The 25,964-nt window shown below is 29.7% G+C and carries 27 protein-coding genes; 6 read left to right on the top strand and 21 right to left on the bottom strand.

The window, feature by feature from the left end; all coding sequences use genetic code 11:
* Positions 1–12 precede the first annotated feature (12 nt).
* Both hemH and hemE read right to left on the bottom strand, forming a co-directional pair.
* A complete protein-coding gene (gene hemH / locus NSQ15_RS04870; protein ID WP_217193970.1) occupies positions 13–936 on the bottom strand; it encodes a ferrochelatase in 924 nt (307 codons plus the stop codon).
* 61 nt (positions 937–997) lie between these two features.
* Complete coding sequence (gene hemE, locus NSQ15_RS04865) at positions 998–2,035, bottom strand: uroporphyrinogen decarboxylase (RefSeq protein WP_017638298.1); 1,038 nt, start codon at positions 2,033–2,035, stop codon at positions 998–1,000.
* Positions 2,036–2,373: 338 nt separating this feature from the next.
* Here hemE and traP point away from each other — a divergent pair, with 338 nt between their 5' ends.
* A complete protein-coding gene (gene traP / locus NSQ15_RS04855) occupies positions 2,374–2,877 on the top strand; it encodes a signal transduction protein TRAP (protein WP_017638297.1) in 504 nt (167 codons plus the stop codon).
* Between the two features lie 55 nt (positions 2,878–2,932).
* Here the strand turns inward: traP and ecsB are convergent, their stop codons facing one another.
* Together ecsB and ecsA are read right to left on the bottom strand one after the other, a co-directional pair.
* Positions 2,933–4,156 (bottom strand): ABC transporter permease EcsB, encoded by a 1,224-nt coding sequence (gene ecsB / locus NSQ15_RS04850; RefSeq protein WP_029056282.1) that lies wholly within the window; start codon positions 4,154–4,156, stop codon positions 2,933–2,935.
* Positions 4,149–4,889: an ABC transporter ATP-binding protein EcsA gene (gene ecsA / locus NSQ15_RS04845; protein WP_070454050.1), complete on the bottom strand. Its 741-nt coding sequence runs from the start codon at positions 4,887–4,889 to the stop codon at positions 4,149–4,151. Before ecsA ends, ecsB begins: the two co-directional genes overlap by 8 nt.
* A 131-nt stretch (positions 4,890–5,020) precedes the next feature.
* Between ecsA and NSQ15_RS04840 the strand changes: the two genes are divergently transcribed.
* From NSQ15_RS04840 to prsA, 4 genes are all read left to right on the top strand, one after another.
* Positions 5,021–5,446, top strand: coding sequence for an HIT family protein (locus NSQ15_RS04840; protein WP_017638294.1), 426 nt, complete (start codon positions 5,021–5,023; stop codon positions 5,444–5,446).
* A 77-nt stretch (positions 5,447–5,523) separates the two neighbouring features.
* A complete protein-coding gene (locus tag NSQ15_RS04835; RefSeq protein ID WP_017638293.1) occupies positions 5,524–5,895 on the top strand; it encodes a YtxH domain-containing protein in 372 nt (123 codons plus the stop codon).
* A gap of 194 nt (positions 5,896–6,089) precedes the next feature.
* Positions 6,090–6,647 (top strand): DUF3267 domain-containing protein, encoded by a 558-nt coding sequence (locus tag NSQ15_RS04830; protein WP_029056283.1) that lies wholly within the window; start codon positions 6,090–6,092, stop codon positions 6,645–6,647.
* 183 nt (positions 6,648–6,830) lie between these two features.
* Entirely contained in the window at positions 6,831–7,823 is a 993-nt protein-coding gene (gene prsA, locus NSQ15_RS04825) for a peptidylprolyl isomerase PrsA (protein ID WP_029056284.1), read from the top strand.
* Positions 7,824–7,982: 159 nt separating this feature from the next.
* Here prsA and NSQ15_RS04820 read toward each other — a convergent pair whose 3' ends face one another.
* From NSQ15_RS04820 to NSQ15_RS04780, 9 genes are all read right to left on the bottom strand, one after another.
* Positions 7,983–8,078: a type I toxin-antitoxin system Fst family toxin gene (locus NSQ15_RS04820; protein ID WP_107999723.1), complete on the bottom strand. Its 96-nt coding sequence runs from the start codon at positions 8,076–8,078 to the stop codon at positions 7,983–7,985.
* A gap of 190 nt (positions 8,079–8,268) precedes the next feature.
* Complete coding sequence (yhaM, locus tag NSQ15_RS04815) at positions 8,269–9,210, bottom strand: 3'-5' exoribonuclease YhaM (protein WP_017638040.1); 942 nt, start codon at positions 9,208–9,210, stop codon at positions 8,269–8,271.
* Positions 9,210–12,143 carry an ATP-binding protein gene (locus NSQ15_RS04810; protein ID WP_340746971.1) on the bottom strand — a complete coding sequence of 978 codons (2,934 nt, stop codon included), beginning with the start codon at positions 12,141–12,143 and terminating at the stop codon, positions 9,210–9,212. The genes yhaM and NSQ15_RS04810 overlap by 1 nt, the downstream gene beginning before the upstream one ends.
* A complete protein-coding gene (locus tag NSQ15_RS04805; protein ID WP_017638038.1) occupies positions 12,133–13,329 on the bottom strand; it encodes a metallophosphoesterase family protein in 1,197 nt (398 codons plus the stop codon). The genes NSQ15_RS04810 and NSQ15_RS04805 overlap by 11 nt, the downstream gene beginning before the upstream one ends.
* Positions 13,330–13,579: 250 nt before the next feature.
* On the bottom strand, positions 13,580–13,924 hold the full coding sequence (locus NSQ15_RS04800; protein ID WP_017638037.1) for a YlbF/YmcA family competence regulator: 345 nt from the start codon (positions 13,922–13,924) through the stop codon (positions 13,580–13,582).
* 69 nt (positions 13,925–13,993) lie between these two features.
* Positions 13,994–15,124 carry a DUF445 domain-containing protein gene (locus tag NSQ15_RS04795; RefSeq protein WP_070454055.1) on the bottom strand — a complete coding sequence of 377 codons (1,131 nt, stop codon included), beginning with the start codon at positions 15,122–15,124 and terminating at the stop codon, positions 13,994–13,996.
* Positions 15,125–15,348: 224 nt separating this feature from the next.
* Positions 15,349–15,813, bottom strand: coding sequence for an XRE family transcriptional regulator XdrA (gene xdrA, locus NSQ15_RS04790; RefSeq protein ID WP_002452105.1), 465 nt, complete (start codon positions 15,811–15,813; stop codon positions 15,349–15,351).
* A gap of 250 nt (positions 15,814–16,063) precedes the next feature.
* A complete protein-coding gene (locus tag NSQ15_RS04785) occupies positions 16,064–16,687 on the bottom strand; it encodes a response regulator (RefSeq protein ID WP_029056287.1) in 624 nt (207 codons plus the stop codon).
* A gap of 20 nt (positions 16,688–16,707) precedes the next feature.
* Positions 16,708–17,820 carry a GAF domain-containing sensor histidine kinase gene (locus NSQ15_RS04780; protein WP_029056288.1) on the bottom strand — a complete coding sequence of 371 codons (1,113 nt, stop codon included), beginning with the start codon at positions 17,818–17,820 and terminating at the stop codon, positions 16,708–16,710.
* 179 nt (positions 17,821–17,999) lie between these two features.
* On the opposite strand from NSQ15_RS04780, the gene NSQ15_RS04775 reads away from it, so the two are divergent.
* Positions 18,000–18,830 (top strand): RluA family pseudouridine synthase, encoded by an 831-nt coding sequence (locus NSQ15_RS04775; RefSeq protein WP_070454058.1) that lies wholly within the window; start codon positions 18,000–18,002, stop codon positions 18,828–18,830.
* Between the two features lie 59 nt (positions 18,831–18,889).
* Here the strand turns inward: NSQ15_RS04775 and fumC are convergent, their stop codons facing one another.
* From fumC to NSQ15_RS04735, 8 genes are all read right to left on the bottom strand, one after another.
* On the bottom strand, positions 18,890–20,275 hold the full coding sequence (gene fumC / locus NSQ15_RS04770) for a class II fumarate hydratase (protein WP_070454060.1): 1,386 nt from the start codon (positions 20,273–20,275) through the stop codon (positions 18,890–18,892).
* A 155-nt stretch (positions 20,276–20,430) separates the two neighbouring features.
* Positions 20,431–20,823 (bottom strand): hypothetical protein, encoded by a 393-nt coding sequence (locus NSQ15_RS04765; protein ID WP_017638031.1) that lies wholly within the window; start codon positions 20,821–20,823, stop codon positions 20,431–20,433.
* Positions 20,824–20,974: 151 nt separating this feature from the next.
* Complete coding sequence (locus tag NSQ15_RS04760) at positions 20,975–21,151, bottom strand: SAS053 family DNA gyrase inhibitor (protein ID WP_017638030.1); 177 nt, start codon at positions 21,149–21,151, stop codon at positions 20,975–20,977.
* A gap of 27 nt (positions 21,152–21,178) precedes the next feature.
* Positions 21,179–21,778 (bottom strand): 6-phosphogluconolactonase, encoded by a 600-nt coding sequence (locus NSQ15_RS04755; protein WP_070454063.1) that lies wholly within the window; start codon positions 21,776–21,778, stop codon positions 21,179–21,181.
* 181 nt (positions 21,779–21,959) lie between these two features.
* Positions 21,960–22,430 carry a tRNA (uridine(34)/cytosine(34)/5-carboxymethylaminomethyluridine(34)-2'-O)-methyltransferase TrmL gene (gene trmL, locus NSQ15_RS04750; protein WP_017638028.1) on the bottom strand — a complete coding sequence of 157 codons (471 nt, stop codon included), beginning with the start codon at positions 22,428–22,430 and terminating at the stop codon, positions 21,960–21,962.
* A complete protein-coding gene (gene queG / locus NSQ15_RS04745; RefSeq protein ID WP_046466852.1) occupies positions 22,431–23,561 on the bottom strand; it encodes a tRNA epoxyqueuosine(34) reductase QueG in 1,131 nt (376 codons plus the stop codon).
* A 142-nt stretch (positions 23,562–23,703) separates the two neighbouring features.
* Positions 23,704–24,426 (bottom strand): amino acid ABC transporter ATP-binding protein, encoded by a 723-nt coding sequence (locus NSQ15_RS04740; RefSeq protein WP_029056292.1) that lies wholly within the window; start codon positions 24,424–24,426, stop codon positions 23,704–23,706.
* Positions 24,419–25,879 carry an ABC transporter substrate-binding protein/permease gene (locus NSQ15_RS04735; protein WP_217193973.1) on the bottom strand — a complete coding sequence of 487 codons (1,461 nt, stop codon included), beginning with the start codon at positions 25,877–25,879 and terminating at the stop codon, positions 24,419–24,421. Before NSQ15_RS04735 ends, NSQ15_RS04740 begins: the two co-directional genes overlap by 8 nt.
* Positions 25,880–25,964 lie beyond the last annotated feature (85 nt).

Genomic DNA, 25,964 nt, shown 5'->3' with positions numbered 1-25,964 from the left:
CGCTTCCTTCTATTAAAATACTGTTTTAATTTCGTCTACAATCGCACCAATAAATAATGGATGTGTATTAGGCATATCTGGACGATAGTAGTTTGCACCTATTTCATCGCATACTACTTTACATTCATGGTCATTGTCATATAACACTTCAAGGTGTTCACATACAAATCCTACTGGCGTATAAATAAAATGTTTATATCCATGTTCATTAAATAAATCTCTTGTTAAATCTTGAACATCAGGTCCTAACCACGGTGTACCTGTATTACCTTCTGATTGCCAACCTTCTGCTACGTGGATAATATTTGATTGCTCTTTTAATTGTACAGCAGTATCATGTAATTCATTTGGATAAGGATCATTATTTTTCTCAATTAAACCTTTTGGTAAGCTATGAGCTGATACTACTAATACAGTGTCATCATGTTCGTCTGCAGGAATTTGTTCTAATGTGTGATTGATTTGATTAGTCCAAAACTCTAAGAATTTAGGTTGATGGTAATAATGTTTTACATGATGTAATTGAATACCATATTTTTCAGCTTCTTCTTCTGCACGTTCATCATAAGATCCTACTGAAAAACTTGAATAATGCGGTGCTAATACAACAGTGACCGCTTCAGTAATTCCATCTTTATGCATAGATTCAACCGCTTCTTCTATATACGGTGAAATATGTTTTAGCCCTAAATATAATTTAAACTCTACATCTTCATAAGATTCATTTAATGCATCTCTTAATGCTTCTGCTTGTCTGTCTGTTGTTCCAGCTAATGGAGATAATCCCCCAATAAATTCATAACGATCTTTTAAATCTTGTAGCTCGTCATCTGTTGGTTTTTTACCATGTCTAATGTCAGTATAATATGGCTCAATGTCACTTTCTTTATAAGGTGTACCATATGCCATTACTAATAAACCTATTGTTTTACTCATTTATAAAACCACCCTTTAGTCTATTGCTGTTACTTAATCTATTGAAATTCATAATGCTAAATTACTGATGTGTATAGTCGTGAACGAATTGGCTTACTTTACGTAAAGTTTCTGGTTGAACTTCTGGGAACACACCGTGTCCAAGGTTGAAAATATGTTGTCCTCTTTCCATGCCTTGATCTAAGATATCTTTTAATCTTTCTTCTATTACATCCCATGGTGCTAATAATAATGAAGGATCTAAATTACCTTGTAGCGTCTTAGTTACACCAAGCTGTTGTGCTTGTTGTATTGATGTTCTCCAATCAAGTCCCAATACATCTATAGGTAAATCATTCCATTCATTGATTAAATGACTAGCACCCACTCCGAACAAAATAACTGGAACATCATGTTTTAATTTAATGCCTTTAACTAACTTGTCCATACCTGGTTTAATATATTTTCTATAGTCTTGAACATTTAATGCGCCGACCCATGAATCAAAAATTTGAATTAATTCAGCACCAGCTTCTACTTGTGCATTAGCATAATCTATCGAAACCGCTACTAAATGATCCATTAAAGCAAACCAAGTCGCTTCATCACTGTACATCATAGCTTTTGTTTGATTATAGTTTTTAGAAGGGCCACCTTCTATCATATATGAGGCTAGTGTAAATGGTGCGCCAGTAAATCCAATTAAAGGTACATTTAATTTTTCTTCAGTTAACAGTTTGATTGTATCTAAAACATATGGCACATCTCTTTTCGGATCTATCTGTGATAACTTTTCCACGTCTTGGACTGTTTTGATTGGATTTTGAATGACTGGACCTATTCCAGATTTAATTTCTACATCTACACCAATAGGTTTTAAAGGTGTCATAATGTCTTTATATAAAATTGCTGCATCCGTATTGTAATTATCAACTGGTAAATGTGTCACATAAGCACATAGTTCAGGTTGATGAGTAATTTCAAACAGTGAATATTTCTCTTTTAATTTACGATATTCAGGTTGAGATCGCCCTGCCTGACGCATAAACCAGACTGGTGTATGAGAGGTCTTTTCACCTTTAATCATTTTTAAAATAGTATCATTCTTACTATGTACCATATAGTCCTCCTAAATTAAAATCATTCTTATCTATAATAGCATATACTTAGTTATTTCGTATTTTAATGTGCTTAAATGTCATAAAAAAGACATAGTAAAATGTTTTATAAATTATTTGTATCTACATAGCTTATCTCATAATTTTTCGTTTTGTTAAAGTGTATTAGTATTATAATTAAACATTTAATAGTAATGATATAAATTAATAGCAATTAATTTTAGTTTAATTTGTAAAAAATCAATCCATTTTTATACATTTATTTCAAAATTAAGACTTTGAAGGTAGAAAATAGAAATTTATAATCGTATAATTAATTAAAACAAGGGAGGTAAGGATCATGAATTTATATACATCGTATGGTACTTATGGTTTTTTAAATCAAATTCAAATTAATAATCCAGATCATAATCTATTTCAATATTCTGCTTCAGATACATCTGTTATTTTAGAAGAAACTGAAGGCAAATCTGTACTGAAGCATCCAAGTGCTTATGAAGTTTTATATAGCGTGGGTGAATTTAATGAAGAACATTTCTATTCTGCGCTCTTCATACCTTCATCTGAAGATCATAAAAATCAATTAGAAAAACAACTTCTTCATTTTGGTGCTCCATTTGATAACTTTGGTGGTTTCAAAAGTTATCGATTATTGAGACCATTAGAAGGTAATACTTATAAATTATATTTTGGTTTTGCAAATAGAAGTGCTTATGAAGATTTCAAATCATCAGATTTATTCCAGGAGCACTTTTCTAAAACTGCTTTAAATCAATTCTTTGGATATAGTGGTCAACATTCAAGTTATTTCGAACGTTACTTATATCCTGTAGATCATCAATAATAAAAAAGGTTGTCCTATAGCGAAGTAATTCAATTTCGCAAATAGGACAACTTTTTTAATCTCGTAATAACGTTTCTTGATATTTTAGTTTTTTAATTGTACTTCTAATAGTCAAATAGCCTACTAAGAAAAATACAATTGAGAAAAAGAATAATGTAGGATTCATAATTGAAAATGCTATTGTGAATACCACACCTATAACTATCATAAGTCTATAAAGAAATTTTTCGTATCCTTTAATTACAATAGTATCTGGTGCTGGCCAAACTTGAGGCCAGAGACCATAAGCTTGTTGCGTATAAAACTGTGACATTTGCAATAGCGTGATATACATAAATAAACTTCCTATTAAAATACCTACAATAGGATGAGAAAGCCATATGATTAATACAACTGCGATTAACATTAATCTTATTATAATGCTAAAAGCATCTCTCCCTCTTACAAAACTTCTCATAAATAAATATAAGTACATTTGATTGGCATTAAATTTTTTGCCTTTTGGTACTGGTAAAATAAAATCTAAATAACTACGACGTACTGCTGTCTCTCTTAAATGTTTAACATCTGTAAACATATTCACGAATTTATAATAATTCGTATGATGTCTTTGCTCAATCGCAATCATTCTTTCCCACGGGTATAATTGTTTAGCTACCTTACCTTTTAGTACAACAATTAACACTGCCATTGCAATCGTAATTAATATCCCTAAATAAGAATGTAAGCCTAATATTATATAAAAATTAAGGCTTAAAATAATGAAAAAACTCACATTAACTATCCAAGTAGATACACCTAATTGATATAAACACCATCTTAAATGCAATACTATATATGGTGTTAATAAGGCAACTAACGCAAATGCAATATAATATTGAATATTACTTTCACTTAATTGATAGAATAATGGGAAGGGAACAATAAGAATAAGTAATAACATCATTATTCTAGTGAAATAACTATAATTAATACTTAATGTCATGTATCGTTTCATATATTTTTCAAATGGTAATAGAAAAATTTGGTCTGCTTCTTTTAATAATGTTCTTAATGGAAATAATGATAACAAGGCGATAATAATACTTGTAATCAAAGCATAATCAATATGTTGAGGTATATGCTTCAACCATTCGCCATACCCCATTATAAAAGCACCAAATAATATTAATAAAAATACTGTAAAGTGACCATTGAAAATGAATTTATTATAATAATTCTTTTCCTTTCGAATCGCTTTCTGACGTTTCCTGAATAATGTAGTTGCCTCATTAATCATTGGCATTTCCACCTTGAGTGACGTGAATATAAATATCATCTAGTGTGTGTTCTTTCAATCCTGTTTGTTCTCTTAACTCTTCTAAATTACCAAATGCTACAACTTCACCTTTATCTAAGATAATAAATCGATCACAATAACGCTCTGCAGTAGCTAAAATATGTGTACTCATAAGAACTGTACGTCCTTCATTTTTCTTTTCTACCATTAAATCGAGCATTGATTGTATACCTAATGGATCCAATCCTAGAAATGGTTCATCGATAATGTATAATTCAGGATTCACAATAAATGCACATATAATCATGACTTTTTGTTTCATACCTTTTGAAAAATGACTTGGAAAAACTTTTAATTCATCTTCAAGTCTAAATACTTTTAATAAAGGCTTTGCCCTTTCCATTGCTACTTCATGTGTAAGACCATAAGCCATCGCAGTCATTTCTATATGTTCTTGTAAAGTCAATTCTTCATATATTACTGGTGATTCTGGAATATATGAAAGTTTTCTACGATATTCTTCTATATTGTCATTTATATTTGTTTCTGAAATTGATAGTGACCCTGATGAAGGCGTTAATAATCCTAACATATGTTTAATTGTAGTACTCTTTCCAGCCCCATTTAAACCTATCAATCCAACTATCTCACCTTTATTTAATTCAAAATTGATATCTTTAATAACTGGTCGTTTTCCATAACCACCTGTTAGATGTTCTACTTTTACTGTCATAAGGCACCTCCACGAAAACTATTGTACCAAAAATTATGTTTTACTCCTAAAATTAGCTATGAAGAATGACGTTTTTTCCTAAGTAATGCTATAATGTATTTTAAGATGAAACGAAGAGGAGTGTTATCAAAATGTCTGAAACAATTTTCAGTAAAATTATTACTGGTGAAATACCAAGCTTTAAAATATATGAAAATGACTATGTCTATGCATTTTTAGATATTTCTCAAGTTACAAAAGGACACACTTTATTAATTCCTAAAAAAGCTTCTGCAAATATTTTTGAAACTGATGAAGAAACAATGAAACATATTGGCGTTGCGCTACCTAAAGTAGCGAATGCAATTAAAAAAGCATTTAATCCTGATGGTCTTAATATTATTCAAAATAATGGTGAGTTTGCTGATCAATCTGTATTCCACTTACATTTTCACTTAATTCCTAGATATGAAAATGATATTGATGGTTTCGGTTATAAATGGGAAACACATGAAGATGAATTAAATGATGATGCTAAAAAAGAAATTGCTGCTCAAATTCAAGCCCATTTCGAATAATCATGCATAATCTGTATTAAAATGGGTATAAGATGAATAATACTATTATCCGAGATATAAAAGTGAGGAGAATTATAATGAAAGTAACACGCGTATTATTTGGTATTGGCGTAGGTGTTGCCGCAGGTTTCGCAGTATCTTTAAGAAATCGTGATGACCAAAGTGTTAAGAACAATACTATTGATGGTAGCCAACCTACTGGCGCTCAATCTGAGTTACAACGTGAACTTGAAACTATGAAACAATCATTTAACGATATTTTAAATTATAGTTCACAAATTAAAAATGAAGGTACTGAATTTGGTAGTTCAATTGGTGACGAAATCAAAACTTTAATTGGTAACTTCAAATCTGATATCAACCCTAATATCGAAAAATTACAATCTCATATTGAAAATTTACAAAATCGTGGCGAAGAAATTAGTAATACATTTTCTAAAGAGAAATAATTTTTTGTACTATAATGTTCCCCCTATTCAAGAATAATTATTTGGATAGGGGTTTTTATTTTATTAATAACTTTGGAACATAAGTATTAAATTAAGAATGTTCATTTAATCTAATCTGCAAATAGATATTGACTTCATACAAATTTCAATAGATAATACGAATCATATATTGATTAAGAAGTGAGGCATGACTCATGTTTTTATGTACAAGACAAATTGATATTCATGAACGTTTTGGCATACCTAGAATTGCCTTCATGAGTATTGTTGGTACTATTATAATGTTTTTAGTTAGTTATGAAATCATGTATTTCTTTAGTGATACACCATTATCTGACAAACATTTTCTTATTGTTTTAGCAATTACATTCTTTATGTATCCACTACATAAAAGTGTACATCTGTTATTTTTTATTCCTTATTATAAATCTTTTAGAGTACATAAATTAACGCGAAGAAAATGGATTCCATATTTTAATACTTACGTTAATACACCTATTCATAAAATTTATTTTTGTATTAATTTGATTTTACCTTTCATTTTAATATCAATGTTGTTCATCGCTTTGTGTGTGAAGTTCCCGCAATATGGACATTATTTTATGTTTTTATTGGCACTTAACTTTGGTTTTTCTATTTTAGATTTAATGTATTTAAAGATACTTATTTTCTCTAATTATGGAAATTATATTGAGGAACACCGATCTGGTATCCACATATTAAAGAAAGAGAAATTTGTTACAACAGTATAATGATCTTTATATTAAAATTGGACCCTCTCATATGGTCCAATTTTTATTTTATATAACAAATTTATTCATATGTTTTTTTAATAAAACTAGTACTATAGTCCTAAAGAGAGGGTTATGAATTGGTACGCCTCATTTTATATGTTATATTTTACTTGATTATATACATAAAGGAGTTAACAACTTATGAAAGCATTTAATAAAATTATGATACCTGTAACTGCAAGTGCCCTTTTATTAGGCGCATGTGGATCTGATGCAACTGATTCTAAAGAAAATACTCTTATTTCATCAAAAGCTGGCGATGTTAAAGTAGAAGATGTGATGAAGAAAATTGGTAAAGACCAAATCGCTAGTAAATCCTTTAGTATTGTATTAGATAAAATTCTTGCAGATAAATATAAAGACAAAGTGGATACTAAAGATATCGAAAAAGATATTAAAAAAGAAGAAAAACAATATGGCGGTAAAGATCAATTTGAAAGTGTCTTAAAACAACAAGGAATGTCTATGGATGATTATAAAGAACAAAAACGTTTATCAGCTTATCAAAAAGAACTATTGAATGATAAAGTTAAAGTGTCAGATAAAGAAATCAAAGACAATACTAAAAAAGCCTCTCATATCTTGATTAAAGTAAAATCTAAAGATAGTGACAAAGAAGGTTTATCAGATAAAAAAGCAAAACAAAAAGCTGAAGAAATTCAAAAAGAAGTATCTAAAGATCCAAGTAAATTTGGAGAAATCGCTAAAAAAGAATCTATGGATAAATCAAGTGCCAAAAAAGATGGTTCTCTTGGTTATGTAACTAAGGGCCAAATGATGGATAGCTTCGATAAAGCACTATTCAAACTTAAAGAAGGCGAAGTATCTAAAGTAGTTAAAACAGACTACGGTTATCATATTATTAAAGCAGATAAAGAAACAGACTTTAACTCTGAAAAATCTAACCTTAAATCTAAAATTTTAGAACAAAAAATTCAAAAAAATCCTAAATTATTAACTGATGCTTATAAAGATATATTAGACGAATATAATGTAGACTATAAAGATAGAGATATTAAAAAAGCAGTTGATGATACTATTTTAGATCCAGACAAAATAAAACAACAGCAACAACAGTCTTCTCAAGGTGGCGCTAGTTCACAACAAGGTGCAACTGGAATGACTGGTTCTTAAGATATATCTTCACTAAAATCTTTTTTAAATGTAACATTTTGCAATAGTACAAACGCATGTTATAATGTAATCAACAAAGATTTCAGTATGGAAACACCAATCCCCTCACTATTTGCGGTAGTGAGGGGATTTTTTAGTGTGACTACAATTGTCGCCTATTTACTTATCGTTACGATGCCGTAGCCAATGTGCAAACAACGTAACAATACAACCACTGATAACAGTAGTCATAATATGAACAAAGATTTCAGACATGGAATGAATACCCCCTCTCATCGTCGAAGTGACGCCTGAGAGATAGGCGACATGATTATTATATCATCATAAAATACATTTTAAATATAAAGATTGTCTGTTTAGTTTAAATTACTTTTGAATAACAAATATTTATAATTTAAAAAGGTGATGTAGCTCTTCATTGAGCTATATCACCTTTTCTGAACTTCTAATCTAATTGTGTTGGATTGTAAAATTGTCTATTTTCAAGTCCAAAAATTCGTTCTGTAAATTGACCTTTTTCAGTTTTCTTAAATGCTTTTTCAAACATATTCATTTTAGCATCAATATTATCTATGAAAAATAAAATCTCAGCCTCTTTCAAATGAGGCATTTTAGGTGATCCAAATTCTAATTTACCATGATGAGCAAGAATCATATGTCTAAGCAACATTACCTCTTCTCCATCAATACCAAGCTCTTTAGCTGCTTCAGCTACTTCATCACTTGCAATAGAAATATGGCCTAATAAGTTTCCTTCTACAGTATAAGTAGTTGCTACTGGTCCACTAAGCTCTTTTACTTTTCCTAAATCATGTAAAATAATAGCACTATATAAAAGACTTCTATTTAATAATGGATAAATATCGCATATCGATTTAGCAACACGTAACATCGTTAATACATGATAACTTAAACCACTAGCAAAATTATGATGATGGGAACTTGCTGCCGGATACGTAAAGAAGCTTTCTTGATATTTTTTAATTAAATGTCTTGTTATGCGTTGTAAACTGGCATTCTCAATATCAAGCATATAATGAGAAAGAGCTTCTTGAATTTCTGCTGGTGTCATTGGTGCGCCATCAACAAAATCTTGTGTATTCATATTTTCTTCAGGCGTGGCTAGTCTTATTTGATTTACTTTCATTTGTTTACGACCACGATAATTAATAACATCACCTTTAACATGCACTATTTCTTCAGGTTTTAATGTTTGCATGTCTTCTTTAGTCGCAGTCCATAATTTAGCTTCAATGTCCCCACTCTTATCTTGCAAGAACAGTGTCATATAATCTTTACCTTGAGCTGTTACACCTTGCGTTGCTCTATGAATTAAAAAGAAGTGATTAACCGAATCACCGGGATTTAATTTTTCTACATTTCTCATTATTTCCCGCCTTTCTCAAATTTATTTAAAGTAATCATTTCTTTATTTGGAATGATATTATCATTTGTACATGTAAAGTATAAGACTTGATAATCTTGAGATAATTCTCTTAAATAGTTCAACATTCTTTCTTTACGTGCTTTATCAAAATGTACAAATGCATCGTCCACTATAATTGGGAATGGATAATATGGTTTTAAAACTTTGATTAAACTTATTCTAAGTGCAACATATAATAATTCTTTTGTAGATTGACTTAGTTCTACAGGTTGGAAAATTTGGCCATTTTCATGTTTCACTTGAATTGCCTCTTCTGAGTAATAAATATTTGTATAAGCATGATTAGTAAGATTTTTGAAAATAATAATCGCTTCATTGATGACTTGTGGCAAACGTTTATCTTTAATTTGTTTAATATGCTCTTCTACTAAACTTTGTAAGTAGCTTAAACTTGCCCAATCTTTAGCAATATCATTCATTCTATTTTTCAAGCTATGATATTCATGACGTAAATTAGTTAGTGTCGTATCTGTTTCCATATTATTAATTTGCGCATTTAAATCACTAACTTCAGCTTGCATATCGAGATATTGTTCATTATATTGATCTACTTGTTGCGCTAATAGTTGATTTTCTTCGTTTAATTGTGCACTAGTTTTTTCACTTAGTTGTGAACTAGATTCATAAGAATAATTTTGATTTTCTAGATATTTAGTTAAATCGTTAAAACGTGTCATTTGATTTGTATAAGTTTGGTAATTTTCATGATGTTTATAAAAAGCTTCTTCATTTGAAACATTTATATGATTAAATAATTCTTTAATCGTATTATTACTTTCATCTAAATGTGAACGTAATTGAGTTAATTCATTTTTAAGTAATTTGCTCTGTTCACTATTTTTATACCATTTCTCATTATTTTCTTCTGCATTTTTTAACCATTGTTTGACATCATGGAAGAATGACATCTTATTGAAATAAGTAAATTGAGATTGAGTTACTGCTTCAGCATGATTGTAGAAAGCTTCTATATCATTTACTAGTTGATGTCGTTTGCTATTAAGATCATCTAAATATTGGTCATTTGACTTAATTTGACTCATTGTGCTAATACTTTCAACAATAAGATTATCTGATATTTTAGGTGATAAATGTAACTCTTGTTTAGCTACTTCAATACTATTATTGATTTCTTCTAAACGTTGTTGTGCTTTAGTTAATGAACTTTCTATATAGCTTGACTTCTCAGCTAAAACGTCTTTATTTTTCAAAGCGTGTTGCCAATGGTCACGAATACGAAATTGTTCATCTAAATCGAAGTCTAAATTATAATCTTTTTCCAATTCTTGTAATTGATTTTCTAAATCATCAATTTCTTGAGTAATTGTTTCGCTATAATCAACTTCTTTAGATTTCACTAAGAAAATACCTACGATAAATACTACTGTTAAGATTGCAAAAATAATACCAAACAACATATTTTGAGAAATAAATGCAAAGACAGTTAACGCTGCACCTACAATAGCTAATAAAATAAATACCCATCGTAATATATTCTGGCGTTTATTTTTTCTTTCTTGTTCGAGTTCAAATGTCTCTTTTAATTTTTCATATAAGTTTTCTTTTTCGCTTAATTCAACGATTTGTTGTTTATGTTCTTTTTTCTTCTCGAATGTTTCTTCGGGAACAAGTTGACTTTCTAATTGTTCAAGTTCATTAGTATTCGCACTCTGATCTATTTTATTATCTTCAAGACTTCTTTCTAATTGTTGAATATATGCAACTTGTTCTTGCTTATCCTTCACTTGGTCACTAATGTGACTCTTCATAGCTTCGGAACTATCTACTTGGTGATGCGTTTCATTCCACCCAATATTTGACTGCATACTTTCTTTATCACGTTGTTTATCAGAAATTTCTTTTTCAAAAGATCTTAATTCATACTCTTTTTGTTTAATCTCATTTTCTTGTTGATATAAACTATTAAACGCATCAATATCAGATTGTTTTACCGGTTGAAGTGATTGATTTTCTTGTTCAATTTGTGATAATTGTTGTTCTCTTAAATCAATATCTCTTACTAAGGATTGTTTATGAGCTTTAGCAGTTTCATAACGATCGATACCTTTTTCAGGAAAATGTAATGGTTCTATATTAAGTGCTTGTTCAAGTTGTTTCCATTCTTGAGTTTGATCATGTAAAGCTACTTCTTTCTGCTTAGCTTCATGCATTTTAGAGAGTTGATTTAAGTTTTGTTTTAGATTATCAAGTCTTCGAGATGACTTATCTTTTTCATCTACTAATCTATGATAAGTATCTAACTTTGCTTCTTCTTCACGTATTTGTGCTTCTAATTGTTTCAATTGTTCGACTTGTTGATTGATAATTGGATTTTTACCAGATTTTTTATACAATTCGTCTTTTTTTAAGCTGATTGTATCTCTCATACTTGTAAATTCAGTTGAGCCTAACGCACCCGCTTCTAACAAATAATCTTGTAATTGTTTTTCATCTAAATTGCGATGAATATCTTGTAAGCCTAAAACGTCAAAAGAGAAGATACCTTGATACGTTTTCTTAGAAATATAATTCAATTTCTTTTGAAGCCATTCTTCATCTCTAACTGTACCATCTTCTAGATAAACTTTAACGTCACCTTGGGCGCTTCCTTTAATACGTTCAACTTCAACGATACTATTATCATCTAACTGAAGCTTCAGTTTACCGCCATATTGATTACCTAACCTAGGCTCTAAACGAGGTTCTTTAGACTTTTTAGTAGGAAAACCGAATAAAATTGAATGTATAAATGCTTGAATTGTAGATTTCCCAGTTTCATTATCACCAAAAATCTCAGTAAATGACTGATTAAACTCAATTGTACGTTGAACAAATTGTCCATATCCATATATTTCAAGTGATTTAATTATCATTATGTTCACCTCTCATGTCTGCCTTTAATAAATCTTCAGCATGATTAACTAATTCGGTTTTATCAAATGAAGTATAGTCATCTAAATATTTAGATGCTCGTGGATTTAAATATAAATCAGACATAGCTTTATCAAAAACAGAACTGTCATCTAATAGGTCTTTTGAAAACTCTTTGACTAATGGAGGTTCATCATTTGTTGCATATTGGATGTTCAAATCTTCAATAAAGACAAAGTCTTTTTCATGTTCTTCATAGTCTGAAATCATTTCTTCAACTTGTAATACATCTTGAGGAGATAACATCGTTTCACTCTTAATAACGACATTTAATCTATAGAATGCTTTACCTTCATCGCGTACTTTATCTTTAAAAGATTGTATTGCTTCATATAATCCTTGCTTTGTAGTTTGTGTCGTTTCAATTGTAGCTTCTTCAAATTTGATATATTGTGTCGGATAAAATTTAGTTTTTAGTTTTAAATTGTCCCCTTGTATAAGTAGACAACCTTTTTCACCTTTTTCATTAAAATGTCTTCCTTGAATATTACCAGGATAATTAATTACAGGCATATCACTTAACTGTTGGCGTTCATGAATATGACCTAATGCCCAATAGTGATATAATTTATTATTTAAATCTTCTAATCTAAATTCAGTATATCTATCTTTAACTGATGATTTACTATAAGTTCCATGAAGTACACCTATATGTATTCCTTGTTGACCTTGACTTGATGGGAAACTATCAATTTTATTTTCATAGCTTGCCTCATTTTGGTAACTAAAACCATGGATAAAGATTGTTTCTCCATCTTTAGTAATTGCTTGATATGTTTCTACTTGATTTGAGAATACCGAAACATTTTTAGGCCAATTTGATGAAATTTTAGTAGATAATGGATCATGATTACCATGACAAATATAGACAAAAATTTGTTCTTTTTGTAAACGTTCAAACTGTTCTTTTAAAAATACTTCTGCTCGTAATGTACGATTTTCTTTATCAAATAAATCTCCAGCAATAATAATAAAGTCCACTTCTTCTTGTAATGCTAAGTCAACAATTTGTTGGAAACTTTCATATGCGCTTTTTTGTACATCCTCAAAAATTTTAGGACTTAAATGGCTTTTAGATTTAAAAGGACTGTCTAAATGTAAATCCGCACAATGTATAAATTTGACCATAAGCTTTATTCTCCTTATTTAAGACACTTTATAACTGCATTAATTAAAAAATGTAGTTAAAGTTATAAAAACGAATTATCTTTTTAATTATTAAGTTATAACTATTTATAATTTTCCTTTATATCTACTCATTTTACCATATGTGAAACGCTACAGTCGATGCAGAACCATGTTATTAGTAAATTACATAAAAATAAGCTACAGTACCTTATCTCAGTACTGTAGCTAGTATAAATCATTACGCGATTAATTAGTCAGCGTAAATTTCATCTAATGGTTTAACGATGATTTGATTGATTTCTTGGAATACTTGACTCATTTTTTGCTCAGCTTGCATTAAAGCTGAAATGTTTTCATCTTTTTCGATTGCTTGAGCTTGTTCTTGAGCTTTTTGTAAGTCTTCCTCAGGAATTTCTTCACCTTGCATTTGTTTTTGTTGGAAGCTCATTTGAGTTTCACGGAATTCATCAAATAATTTTTTTGATTCTTCATTATCTTTTACTTTAGCGTAAGCATCTTTGATAGCTTTGTATTCATCACTATCTCTTAATGCTTGTTCTAATTGGTTTGCATAATCATATAAATTTACTGCCATTGTTAATTGCACTCCTTTGAGTTAATTTGTGTTTTAACACTCTTCAATAATGTAACACATATTATTTAGTTAGACAAAGATTGCGACTATTCCTTGGAAAATACCTATTATTCCTCCAAGTATGAATCCTAGAGACATAATTAATTTTAACTCTTTATTAGCTATATCTATAATAATTTTTTCAATATAGTCTAAATCAAACGTATTAATCTGATCTTCTATAAGTTGTCTTAAATTAATTTTACGCATGATAGTTGATAAGTTACTTGATAACTGGTCGATAATTATCATAGTGAGTTTACCTGACAATTCATTTTCTATATATTTAATGAATTGAGGTGCCAAGTCATTTATTGGTTGTCTTGCTTTATCATGCAAATTGAAATGTGTGATGATTAATGTAGAGGTTGTTGTTGCCATTTGTTTAAATTGATGATTTGCTACTAGCTCACCTAATCGTTTATTTTTGAATGTTTCAACTTCATTTTTTATAACTTGCTCAATAATGCTTTTAGCTTTTGGATGTCTTGTCAAACGAATTAATTCTTGTTGAATACGATCAGCAATGCTTTCTCGTGTCATGAACATTTGTAATAAGCCTATTATCTTACCTTTTTCATTAAAGAAAGTATCTAACATTTCATTTATATCACGAGTTCCTTTAGGTGATGATAAATAAACACGTGCACGGTCACAAATTAAATCCCCTACTTCATCTAACCTCTCATCAACAAGATTAATTAATTCTTGAGGCACAATGTCTTTGATAGCTTTTTGTTGATTGGATTCATAATATTGATTCAGTATCTTTTCTACTTTTGCTGGCATTTGATGATCGATGACATCATCTATATTAAAATCAAATTTATTAGCAATATTATAAATAGTCATATCATCAGACTTCAATTGAGTTAATTGATTCATAATCATTTCATTTATCGCATCTTTAGCTTGTCCATCATTCAACTTTTGTCTGATAAGCTCCTCAGTGAGTAAATGTTCTTCTATGACTTGCCCAATTTTATTAGCAATTTCATCTCTTCTTTTTGGAATTAAACCAGGTGTGAATGGAATACGCATTTTAAAAATATAATATGGATTAAATGGATGAAACAACATTTTTATTGCAATCACATTAGTTATACCACCAATAATAGCACCGACTACCATCATAAATAAGATGATAAATAAAGCATGCATGACAAAGACTCCCTTCTTTTTAAAAATCATGATTCATTATAGCATGTTACTGATTTAATTAGAGATAATTAAAATTATTAAAAACTTACAGGTTATATAAATAAAAGCCTAAGTCTTCATAATCGATGACCTAGGCTAATATGTATAACGAATAACTAAAACATCTTCTAACTATTTAAAAGTGATTAAATCGTTTTAAGATTCTACTGTCACTTTTACAGAAATTAAATATGAACTAACTCTTCTTTAGCATTTCTATTGAAATAAGTTTCTGCTTCTCTCATTTTTGAAGTACCAAAAATAGGTTGTTTTTCAGGATTTAACACACGATAAATATTGCTTACTTTATTACTTTGTAGAATATAACCGCTTCTAGTTTCGATTGTATTCCAATAAATATCACTAGTAGTTGAGTGATTTGGGTAAGCACAGTGGTTTCTAGAAATAGTTTGTACGATTTCTAAAGGATCACAACCAAATGTACTATTCAATACATCAGAATCTCTAAACAAAGCACAAATAGAAACACATGTTGTCCAATTAGGTAATACGCGTTCTTTTTCTATTTGAACTAATGTTTTCTTTGATAGTCCAATTGTTTGAGCCATTGTATCTTGTGTATATCCTGCTTCTATACGAACCATTTTAAATTTTGTTTGAATTAAATCTGTAAAACTCTGTCTATCCATTCTATTATCTACCTTTCTTGAAAAGAATTTATATCCGGACACAAGAAATTGCAATTATACACATTTCTTGAAACACAAATTACATCTTAATATATTTTTAAAGAAAATAAAAGAGTCAATTTTGTTTTATCGGTATTTTTATTAAAGGCAAAATTATCAAAATAATTAAACTTTTAACATTATTGATAGTTAGAAAGTTATTTTTACATTAAAAATTGAGCTTGATTTTTAGTGGTTAAAACTACATTTATTAAATCAATTTATTTTCCATAGCATATATTGCTGCTTGTGTACGATCGCTCACTTGTAATTTACTAAATATGTGACTAACATGGGTTTTTATAGTCTTTTCTGATACAAACAATGTATTCGCGATTTCTTTATTTGTTTTTCCTTTGACCATTTCTTTTAATACTTCAGTTTCCCTCTTAGATAACTTATTAGTAAAATGTGGTTTTGTACTCATAGTATCGATGACACGTTTAGCATTGGGATGAATGATTTTTTCTCCGTCAAGCACTTTATGAATTGTTTCAATAAGTTTCTGAGGTTCTACATCCTTCATTTCATAACCATCCGCACCTTTTTCTAATGCTGATATCACGTGTTCATCATCTACATAGCTTGTTAACACTAAAATTTTAATATTGGGATAATGTTTCTTTAAATATTCTGTAATTTCAATACCATTCATATCAGGCATTACTAAATCTAGTAAAACGATATCTGGTAATTCATTTTTCTCTAAATAATGTATAAATGATTTTCCTTCAGCAAATCCTTGAATTACTTCAATATCATCTACAGTAGATAATAAAAATTCTAAACCTTGTCTCACAATATGATGATCATCAACTAATATAATTTTATGCATAGTTATACTCCCTTAAAAACTTAGTTCAAAGGTATTTCAATTTTAATACGCGTACCTTTATTTATTTTTGATTCTATTTGTAATTGTCCTTTTAATAAATCAGTTCGTTGTTGAAGATGCTTAAGACCATTTGAATTGTCTTTGGATTGATGATTATTATCAAAGCCTTTGCCTTCATCTTGAACAATTACAATAAGCGTTTCTTTAGTTTGTTTTAATATTAATTCGACATCTTTAGTATTAGCATGTTTTCTTACATTATTTAAGCATTCCTGTACCATGCGATATACATTTTCCTCTACTAGATTAGATACATCTACTAATCCGTCCACATGTACAGTTAAATTAAGTTGTAGTACATTACTATATTGATTCAAAGCTTGTAACATACCTTGTTCTAATCCGACCGGTTTTAATTGCCATATGAGGGCACGCATTTCATTTACGGCATTTTGACTCGTTTCTTCAATCGTTTTAAACGCTTTTTTAGATATTTCTTCATTTGATATCTCATAAGCTGCATGGGCAGTTAATTTTAATGAAAATAACATTTGATTTACCGAATCATGTAAATCTCGAGCTAATCTATTTCTTTCATTTATTCGAGCATTTTCTTTCTCTCTATCAGTAAGCATAATTCGTTTTATTGCTGAGCCTATTTGAAAAGCAACAGATTCTAGTAATGCTAAATCTTCTTCGTTGTAATGGACTTTATGTGGTGTCGCAACGTTTAATAAACCAAATTGTTCTTCCCCAGATCTTAGTGGTACAGTCGCGTGATGTGTGATACCATCTGTTTCTTCATGGTGTGCACGATTCGCTAAATTAATTCTAGAACAATTAATAATATTAGATGCTTTTGTTAATTTTCCATTATGATAAGATCTCACACACCAACATGAACCGTTTGTCATATAGTGACATTGATTATTTGATAATGCCCCAGGTAAATTTACGCTCGATACTAATTCGTGATTACCTGCTTCATCAATAAAGAAAATCCAACCCGTTGTAAAATCGCTGCCCTCAATTAAATATTGAATTGCTCCTTGCATCATACTATACACTTCTGTTTCTTCATTTAAAAATTCAGCAATTTCTTTAAGGAGTGCTAAACGTGTTGGTTTTTCCATAGTTACCTCCGATTTTAATTTATATATATCTATTCTATTATAGCGTTTAAGATTATATAAACAAACATATCACCAAACTCTTTAAATTATCAATTAGTTAAAGGACTGTGATTTCAATTAATTTTATATTGCTGTCATATATTTTGTGATATGATAAATAGTAACTATAGGAGGATTTTATGAAATTTACAATACCTGAAAATTATGATCAATATACATTGAGAGAGATTTTCCAAGATTTGAAGTTACCTAAGAAGGACTTACATTTATTAAATATGTCTAAAGAAATCACCATTAATGACAAAGCTAGCCAATTATCTAATAAAGTACATACAGGTGATCATATATTTATACCTACGCCTGATGAGAAAAGTAATTATTTACCTAGTTATCGTTATGCACAAGTTTTTTATGAAAATGATGATTTTGCAATCGTCCTAAAACCTAAAGGTGTCAAAACACATCCTAATGACTTAAAAGAAAGTAATACATTAATGAATCATGTTATATATACGATTGACAGCGAATATGTTGAACCTATTCATAGATTGGACCAAGAAACGGTTGGTTTATTAATTGTAGCTAAAAATCCTATAATGAAGAAAATACTAGATAGAATGCTTGAAGAAAATCAAATCACACGAATTTATAAAGCGCATGTTAAAGCGTTATTACCAGTTAAACCACAAACTATCGATAAACCAATCGGTAAAGACAAATTCCATCCAAATAAGAAACGTATTTCTAATACTGGACAACGTGCTATTACTCATATACTTTCATCAAATATGATTAAAGAAAATGTTTGTGAATTAGAAATTAAATTAGATACTGGTCGAACTCATCAAATTCGTGTTCATTTGGCTGAAATTGGACATCCTGTTATTGGTGATCCATTATATGGTGATTCAACTTTAAGACAATTGGAATTACACAGCTACAAAATTGAGCTGCAACATCCTTTTACTAAGGAATTCATTTCAGTTAGTTTAGATGACGATATCTCATAAATAAAAGCTAGGTTGATTATTAATATAATTCAACCTAGCTTTTTGAAATTTTTATACCTCTAATGTGGATCTACCATATCTTCTGGTTTAATCCATTCTTCAAATTGTTCTTCAGTTACATGGCCTGACTGTATTGCTGATTCTTTAAGCGTTAATCCTTCTTTATGTGCTTTTTTAGCAATTTGAGCTGCTTTTTCATAACCAATATGAGGATTTAATGCAGTAACTAACATTAATGATTGATTTAAATAATTTTTAATGTTTTCTTCGATAGGTTCAATTCCAACTGCACAATTATCATTAAATGTTTGCATACCATCTGCAAGTAGATAAATTGATTGTAAAGTATTGTGTAAAATAACGGGTTTAAATACATTTAATTCAAAGTTACCTTGAGAACTTGCAATTCCGACTGCAGTATCATTACCCATGACTTGAACAGCTACCATAGTTAACATTTCACATTGTGTTGGATTAACTTTACCCGGCATAATTGAAGAACCTGGTTCGTTTTCTGGTATAGAAATTTCAGCTAAACCAGCTCTTGGACCTGAAGCTAACCATCTAACGTCATTAGCTATTTTCATTAAATCTGCTGCTAATGCTTTAAGTGTTCCATGTAATTGGACAACTTCATCGTGTGCTGTTAAAGCATGGAATTTATTTTCAGAAGATACGAATTCATAACCAGTATTTTTTGAAATAAATTTAGCAACTTTATCTCCAAATTCTGGATGTGCATTAATTCCTGTACCTACTGCTGTACCACCAATAGCTAAGTTTAATATATGTTTTTTAGATTCACTTAGTAATGTTTCACATTTATCTAACATGTATCTCCAACCGCTAATTTCTTGGCCTAATTTAATTGGTGTAGCATCTTGTAAATGTGTACGTCCGATTTTTATGATAGATTCAAATTCATCTTCTTTTTGTTTGAATGTTTGACGTAAATTTTTTAATGCAGGTTCTAATTTAGTTTCAACTTCGTGATACAAAGCGACATGCATTGCAGTTGGAAATGTATCATTAGAACTTTGTGATTTATTAACATCGTCATTAGGATGAATTGATTCATCACTATTATGTTCTTTTAAATATTCATTAGCTACATAACTTACGACTTCGTTAACGTTCATATTACTTTGAGTACCGCTTCCTGTTTGCCATACTACTAATGGAAAGTGTTCGTCCAACTCACCATTTAAAATTTTATCGCATGCATATACGATTGCGTCTTTTTTAGCATCACTAAGTTTACCTAATTCTTTATTAGCTAATGCAGCACCTCTTTTTAATTGTGCAAAACCATAAACTACTTCAATAGGCATTTTTTCTTTACCTACTGGGAAATTACGTTTACTTCTTTCTGTTTGCGCACCCCAATATTTATCTGCAGGTACTTCAATTTCTCCAAATGTATCATGTTCAATACGTACTGACATTTTATTCTCCCCTTATTTATATTGTTTGATACCAGTATATCACTATTTAAATTACCTTATCAATTTAGAACTAAACCGTTTACATAATAAAATTTTACAAAAAAATCTAGCTTCAACAATTTTATTTAACTGTTGAAACTAGACTCTATTATTTTTTATTGAAATTTTTGTTTTGTTGCTTGAACAGTAGCAATTGCAGTTAAAATATACAATATCGCACTTAAAATAACTGTAACTGGACTTATTTGAATTAAAATTCTCAAGAAGCCTGTTAAACCATTATAAAAATCATTTAATGTGTAGTATAAAATTCCAGTTATAGCTAAACAACAAATTACACTTATAATGATTCCAGATTGATTACTCTTAATAAAAGTTTGCGCATTGACATCATCAATTAAGCCATTTGAAAGATTCAATTGCAATTGCACGATTTTGAATAATAATGGTAAATATAATGCGCCAAGTGCTAATGGAAATGCTTTAATTGATATTAAACTTATAATGACCGTAGCTATCATTAAATGTTTCCAATACTTTCCTAACATACACGTTCTCCTTATATATATGACTATTCAATATCATATCATAATATAAGTAGATATTTTATGCATTTTTGAAATACAAATTGTAAAAATATCATACAATTAATAAAAGCGCTTGTAGTAGACTATGCTAATACAAGCGCTTGATTAATGATTATTCTTCTAAATCAGAACGAACATCTGAATCATGTGATTGGTTTAATTTATCTTCATCATTTTCCTCAGAAATTTGTTCCATTTCTTTACCTAAATCTTTTAAATCATCTAAATCAGTTACCATAGCATTTTCTTCTTCATGATAATTAGTTTTAGAATCTTTATTTTGTGTCATACATAGAACCTCTTTTTCACTTAGTAATTAAGCAAAGCGAGCAGTGAAGTATTCTTTAACATCTTCAGGTAATCCAGCCGCTGCTTCTTTATCTAAAATAACGTTAACCATGCGATGAGCTTTTAAATCTGCTGGTTCATAATTAGACTTACCATTTTCATTATATAATTTTTCAACTACTTCGCGTTTATTGCTACCAGTAACAACTAAGAAAATTTCACGCGCTTCTAATAATCCTTGTCTTACGCTTACATCAAGGTTGCCATTCTCATCAATAGAAACTACTTGTAACACTAATTTACCTTTATTTTCTTTTGTTTTAATTTTATCAGAAATAAATTCATTAGCATCTTGATTATAAGATAATGAATAAATTTGGCTTTGAGGTACGCCTAAAGCTTCATAGTATGAATTATTTTCATCATAATCTAAAATGTTGATTTGACTAAAATCAACTGCATGTAACTCAACGTTCTTTTTAAGTTCATCTAATACAGGTGCATGGTCTTTAGTTAAGTGAACACCAGCGATAGTCATAGGATTGTTGTTAAACTGTTTTCTCAAAATGTCTGCTGTATATTCAGCTACTCTTTGTTTATCTTCGAATACTTTAAAGTTCATTGCCATTTTAAAATACACTCCTCTTAGTTTGCTATACATAGAATAGTATGGTTAATATTAATTCATTTATACCCTTATTATATTTAGGTTAAACTAACCTATGTTTATTGAATATTATTTTCTCATCAATAAATATAACATGTTGATATAATATCCTTCATCTACTTTGAACTTAATCTATCATTTTTTAAGATAAATCAGGGAAAGATTGTTGTCTTAAAGCTTCATAAATAAGTAATGCTGCCGTGTTAGAAAGATTTAATGATCTAATTTTATCACTCATAGGTATACGTAATGCTGTTTCTTGATATTTTTCTTTAACCCAATCCGGTAACCCAGTTGTTTCTCTTCCGAAAATAAAGTAATGATCGTGACTTGTATCTGAAAAATCAAAATCACTATATGTTTGTTTACCAAATTTAGTAAGTAAATAATAATCTCCTTCAGTTTCATCAAAAAATGATTCTATATTTTCATGGTATGTAATATTAACATGTTCCCAATAATCTAATCCTGCTCTTTTTAACATTTTATCGTCAGTACTAAACCCTAAAGGTTTAATTAAATGTAAATGTGTATTGGTACCTGCACACGTTCTAGCAATATTGCCAGTATTGGCAGGTATTTCAGGTTGAAATAAAACAATGTGATTTGTCATTTATTTTTCTCTCCTCATTTCCAAGCCTTTCTTCATTTCAACTTGGACTTCTTCTAATTCATCATGATAATGTGTTTGAATAAATTCACGCGCATTTTCACCATCAATTTGTCCAATTGCCCAAAATGCTGTTCCTCTTATCATAGGTCTTGGATCATTTAATGCTACTTCTTTTAACTCAGGTATAGCACTTTCTTCATTAAAATGTGCTAAAGCTAAAATAGCATTACGTTGAATTGGTTTTTTTCCTCTCCAAGCACCTGCTAAATGCCCATATGTTGCTTTAAATTCTTTATTACTCATTTGTAATAATGGTATTAATCGAGGTTTCAATATTTCTGGTTCTAAAACTATATCATCATGTTGCGTATTGATTCCTTTATTTTTTGGACAAACTTGTTGGCATGTGTCACAACCATATAAGCGATTACCTATTTTATATCTATATTGATCATCTAAATACCCTTTTGTTTGCGTTAAGAAGCTAATACATTTTTGACTATTTAATTGACCATTACCTACTAATGCTCCAGTGGGACATCTATCAACACAAATAGTACAGTCACCACAACTATCAATTAATGGATCATCAGGTTCAAATGGAATACTAACAAGCATTTCTCCTAAATAAGTCCACGTACCTAAATCTGGATTAATTACAAATCCATTTCGTCCTACAAATCCTAAACCAGCTCGTTCTGCAACCGCTCTATCAGATAATACACCAGTATCTACCATAGATTGAATCTCAACATCTGGAACAACTGATCTTATATACTCACTTAGTTGATCGAGTCGCTTTCTCATAATTGTATGGTAGTCTTGTCCCCAAGAAGCTCTTGCAAACATACCACGTCTATCACCACGAACACTTTTAGGTGCACCTTTAAGTTTATTTGGATAGCCTACAGCAATTGCAATAATGGATCTTGCAGTTGGTAAACTTAATTTGGGTTCAGTCCTTAGTGCAATGTCAGACTCTTCAAAACCAGATGCATATCCCTTAGCATGATAGTCTTCTAGTTTTTGTTTTAATTCGTCAAAAGGATCGGCAGTAGTAAAACCTATACTGTCGATACCAATAGTATGCGCATAATCAATGATATCTTGTTTTAACTGCTTTACATCCAAAATTTTGCCCCCACAATAAAAATATACTCTTGTTATTCTAACATATCAGTAATTAATGATGTATGTATCAGATTTAAAAAACAAGCAAACACACAAAATGTTCACTTGTTTATTGACAAATTATATATTATTTTTCATATAGTTATAAAACTCTTGCTAAGAAATTTTGAGTTCTTTCATTTTGTGGGTGTTCAAATAGTTCGTTGGGTTTACCAGATTCTACTACCACTCCGTCAGCCATAAATATTACTTTATCACTTACCTCTTTAGCGAATCCCATTTCATGTGTAACCACAACCATAGTCATACCTTCTTTAGCTAGATCTTTCATTACTTTTAATACATCACCAACAACTTCTGGATCTAGGGCTGAGGTAGGTTCATCAAATAGCATAACATCCGGTTGCATTGCTAATGCACGTGCAATAGCAACTCTTTGTTTTTGTCCGCCTGACAACTGACTTGGATATACTTCGGCTTTTTCTTTTAAACCCACTTTTTCAAGTAATTCCAAAGCTTGATTATTCAACTTATTTAACTCTCTCTTTTTTAAAAGTTTTGGAGCTAATATGATATTATCTTTAACCTTTTTATGTGGAAATAAATTAAAATTTTGGAATACCATACCTATTTTCTGGCGTAACTGGTCTAATTGTATACCTTTATGCGTTAAATCATTACCTTCAAAAATAACTTGTCCTTTAGTTGGTATTTCTAGTAAATTCATACATCTCAGTAATGTACTTTTACCACTACCAGAGGGTCCAATTATCGCTACAACTTCTCCTTTCTGTATTTCTAAATTAATGTCTTTTAAAACTTCATTATTACCAAATTTCTTATTTAAGTTTTTAATTTTAATCACTGGCCATCATTCTCCCCTCTATAAAATTCATGATTCGTGATAAAGTAAATGTAAGAATAAAGTACATACCTGCTGCTACTAATAATGGTGTGAAAGGATCAAATGAAATACCTTGGACAACTTGAGCATTAAACATTATTTCACCTACACCAATTGTAGATACAATTGATGATTCTTTTATTAATGTGACAAATTCATTACCAAGAGCAGGTAGAATATTTTTAATTGCTTGAGGCATAATGACCGATTTCATTGTTTGATTGTAACTTAAGCCTAAACTACGAGCAGCTTCAGTTTGTCCTTTGTCGATTGAATTAATACCTGCACGAAATATCTCTGCTATATATGCTGAAGCGTTAATGACTAACGCAATGATTCCACAAATTAACGCAGAAATATCTAGTCCAAGTGCTGCGGTAGTACCAAAAAATACTATAAAAACTTGTACTAATAGTGGTGTTCCTCTTAAAAATTCAATGTAAATTGATGCCAACCAAGATAAAGGTTTAATTTTGCTTAATTTCATAAGCGCAATAAAAGCTCCTAAAATAGCTCCTAACACTACCCCAATAATTGAGATTAAAATCGTATTTTTTATACCTTTAATGAAAAAGCTTTTATATTTTGTATAAAAATTACCATCATCTTGCATATCTTTTGATGCTTGAGTCATATATTGATCTATTAAATGTTTATCATTGACTTCATCGATAGTTTGATTAAGCTTTTTTAATAAAATGGGAGAATTTTTAGGAAGCGCAATACAAGTGGGTTTCTTTTCTTCATTAAATGTCACGTCTGAAAAAGCAAGTTCTGGATTTTGTTTTATGTATGCTTCTGCTACCGGCTTTTCTAAAATAGCTCCATCTGCTTTATTGCTTTTGACAGATAATATTGTTTCAGGCAATTTATTTAAAGAAGTCACGTCAGCATTTTCTATCTCTGTTTTTGCTATTTTTTCTTGATCGGTACCCTTTTGGACAGCAATTCTTTTATTTTTAAAATCTTTAATATCTTTTAAATGACTCTTTTCTTTTTTCTTAACCAACATAATATTATTAGTCATCATATAAGGCTTTGTAAAATTTACTTCTTTTTCCCGTTCAGGCGTTGTTGTCATTCCTGAAATGATAATATCAATTTTTCCTGTTTTTAATGCACCTAGTAAACTATCAAATTGCATATTAATAATCTTTAATTTCAAATGATTATCTTTAGCTATCTTTTTGGCTAGTTCAATATCAACACCAGCATATCCAGTTTTACCGTTTATATTCTTTTCAAATTCCATTGGTGCGTAATCTGCTGATAGACCAACACGCAATACTCCACTTTCTTTGATTTTTTTCCAATGTTCATCGTTTTCTTCAGCATGAGTATTGTTTTGAGTATTTGTCAATAATGAACCTACAAGGATTATAAATACCAAAAATACTTTAATAATATATTTCATTAAAGCATCCCTCCTTTTCAATATTCATTATTATACAAATTTATACATTAATATGCAATATTAATTTTTAAATACATAAAAAAAG

Source organism: Staphylococcus sp. FSL W8-0774, assembly GCF_038006785.1.
Classification (GTDB): Bacteria; Bacillota; Bacilli; order Staphylococcales; family Staphylococcaceae; genus Staphylococcus; species Staphylococcus pasteuri.
The sequence above is the reverse complement of the archived record's forward strand: the minus strand, read 5'-3'. Positions and strand labels throughout refer to the sequence as shown.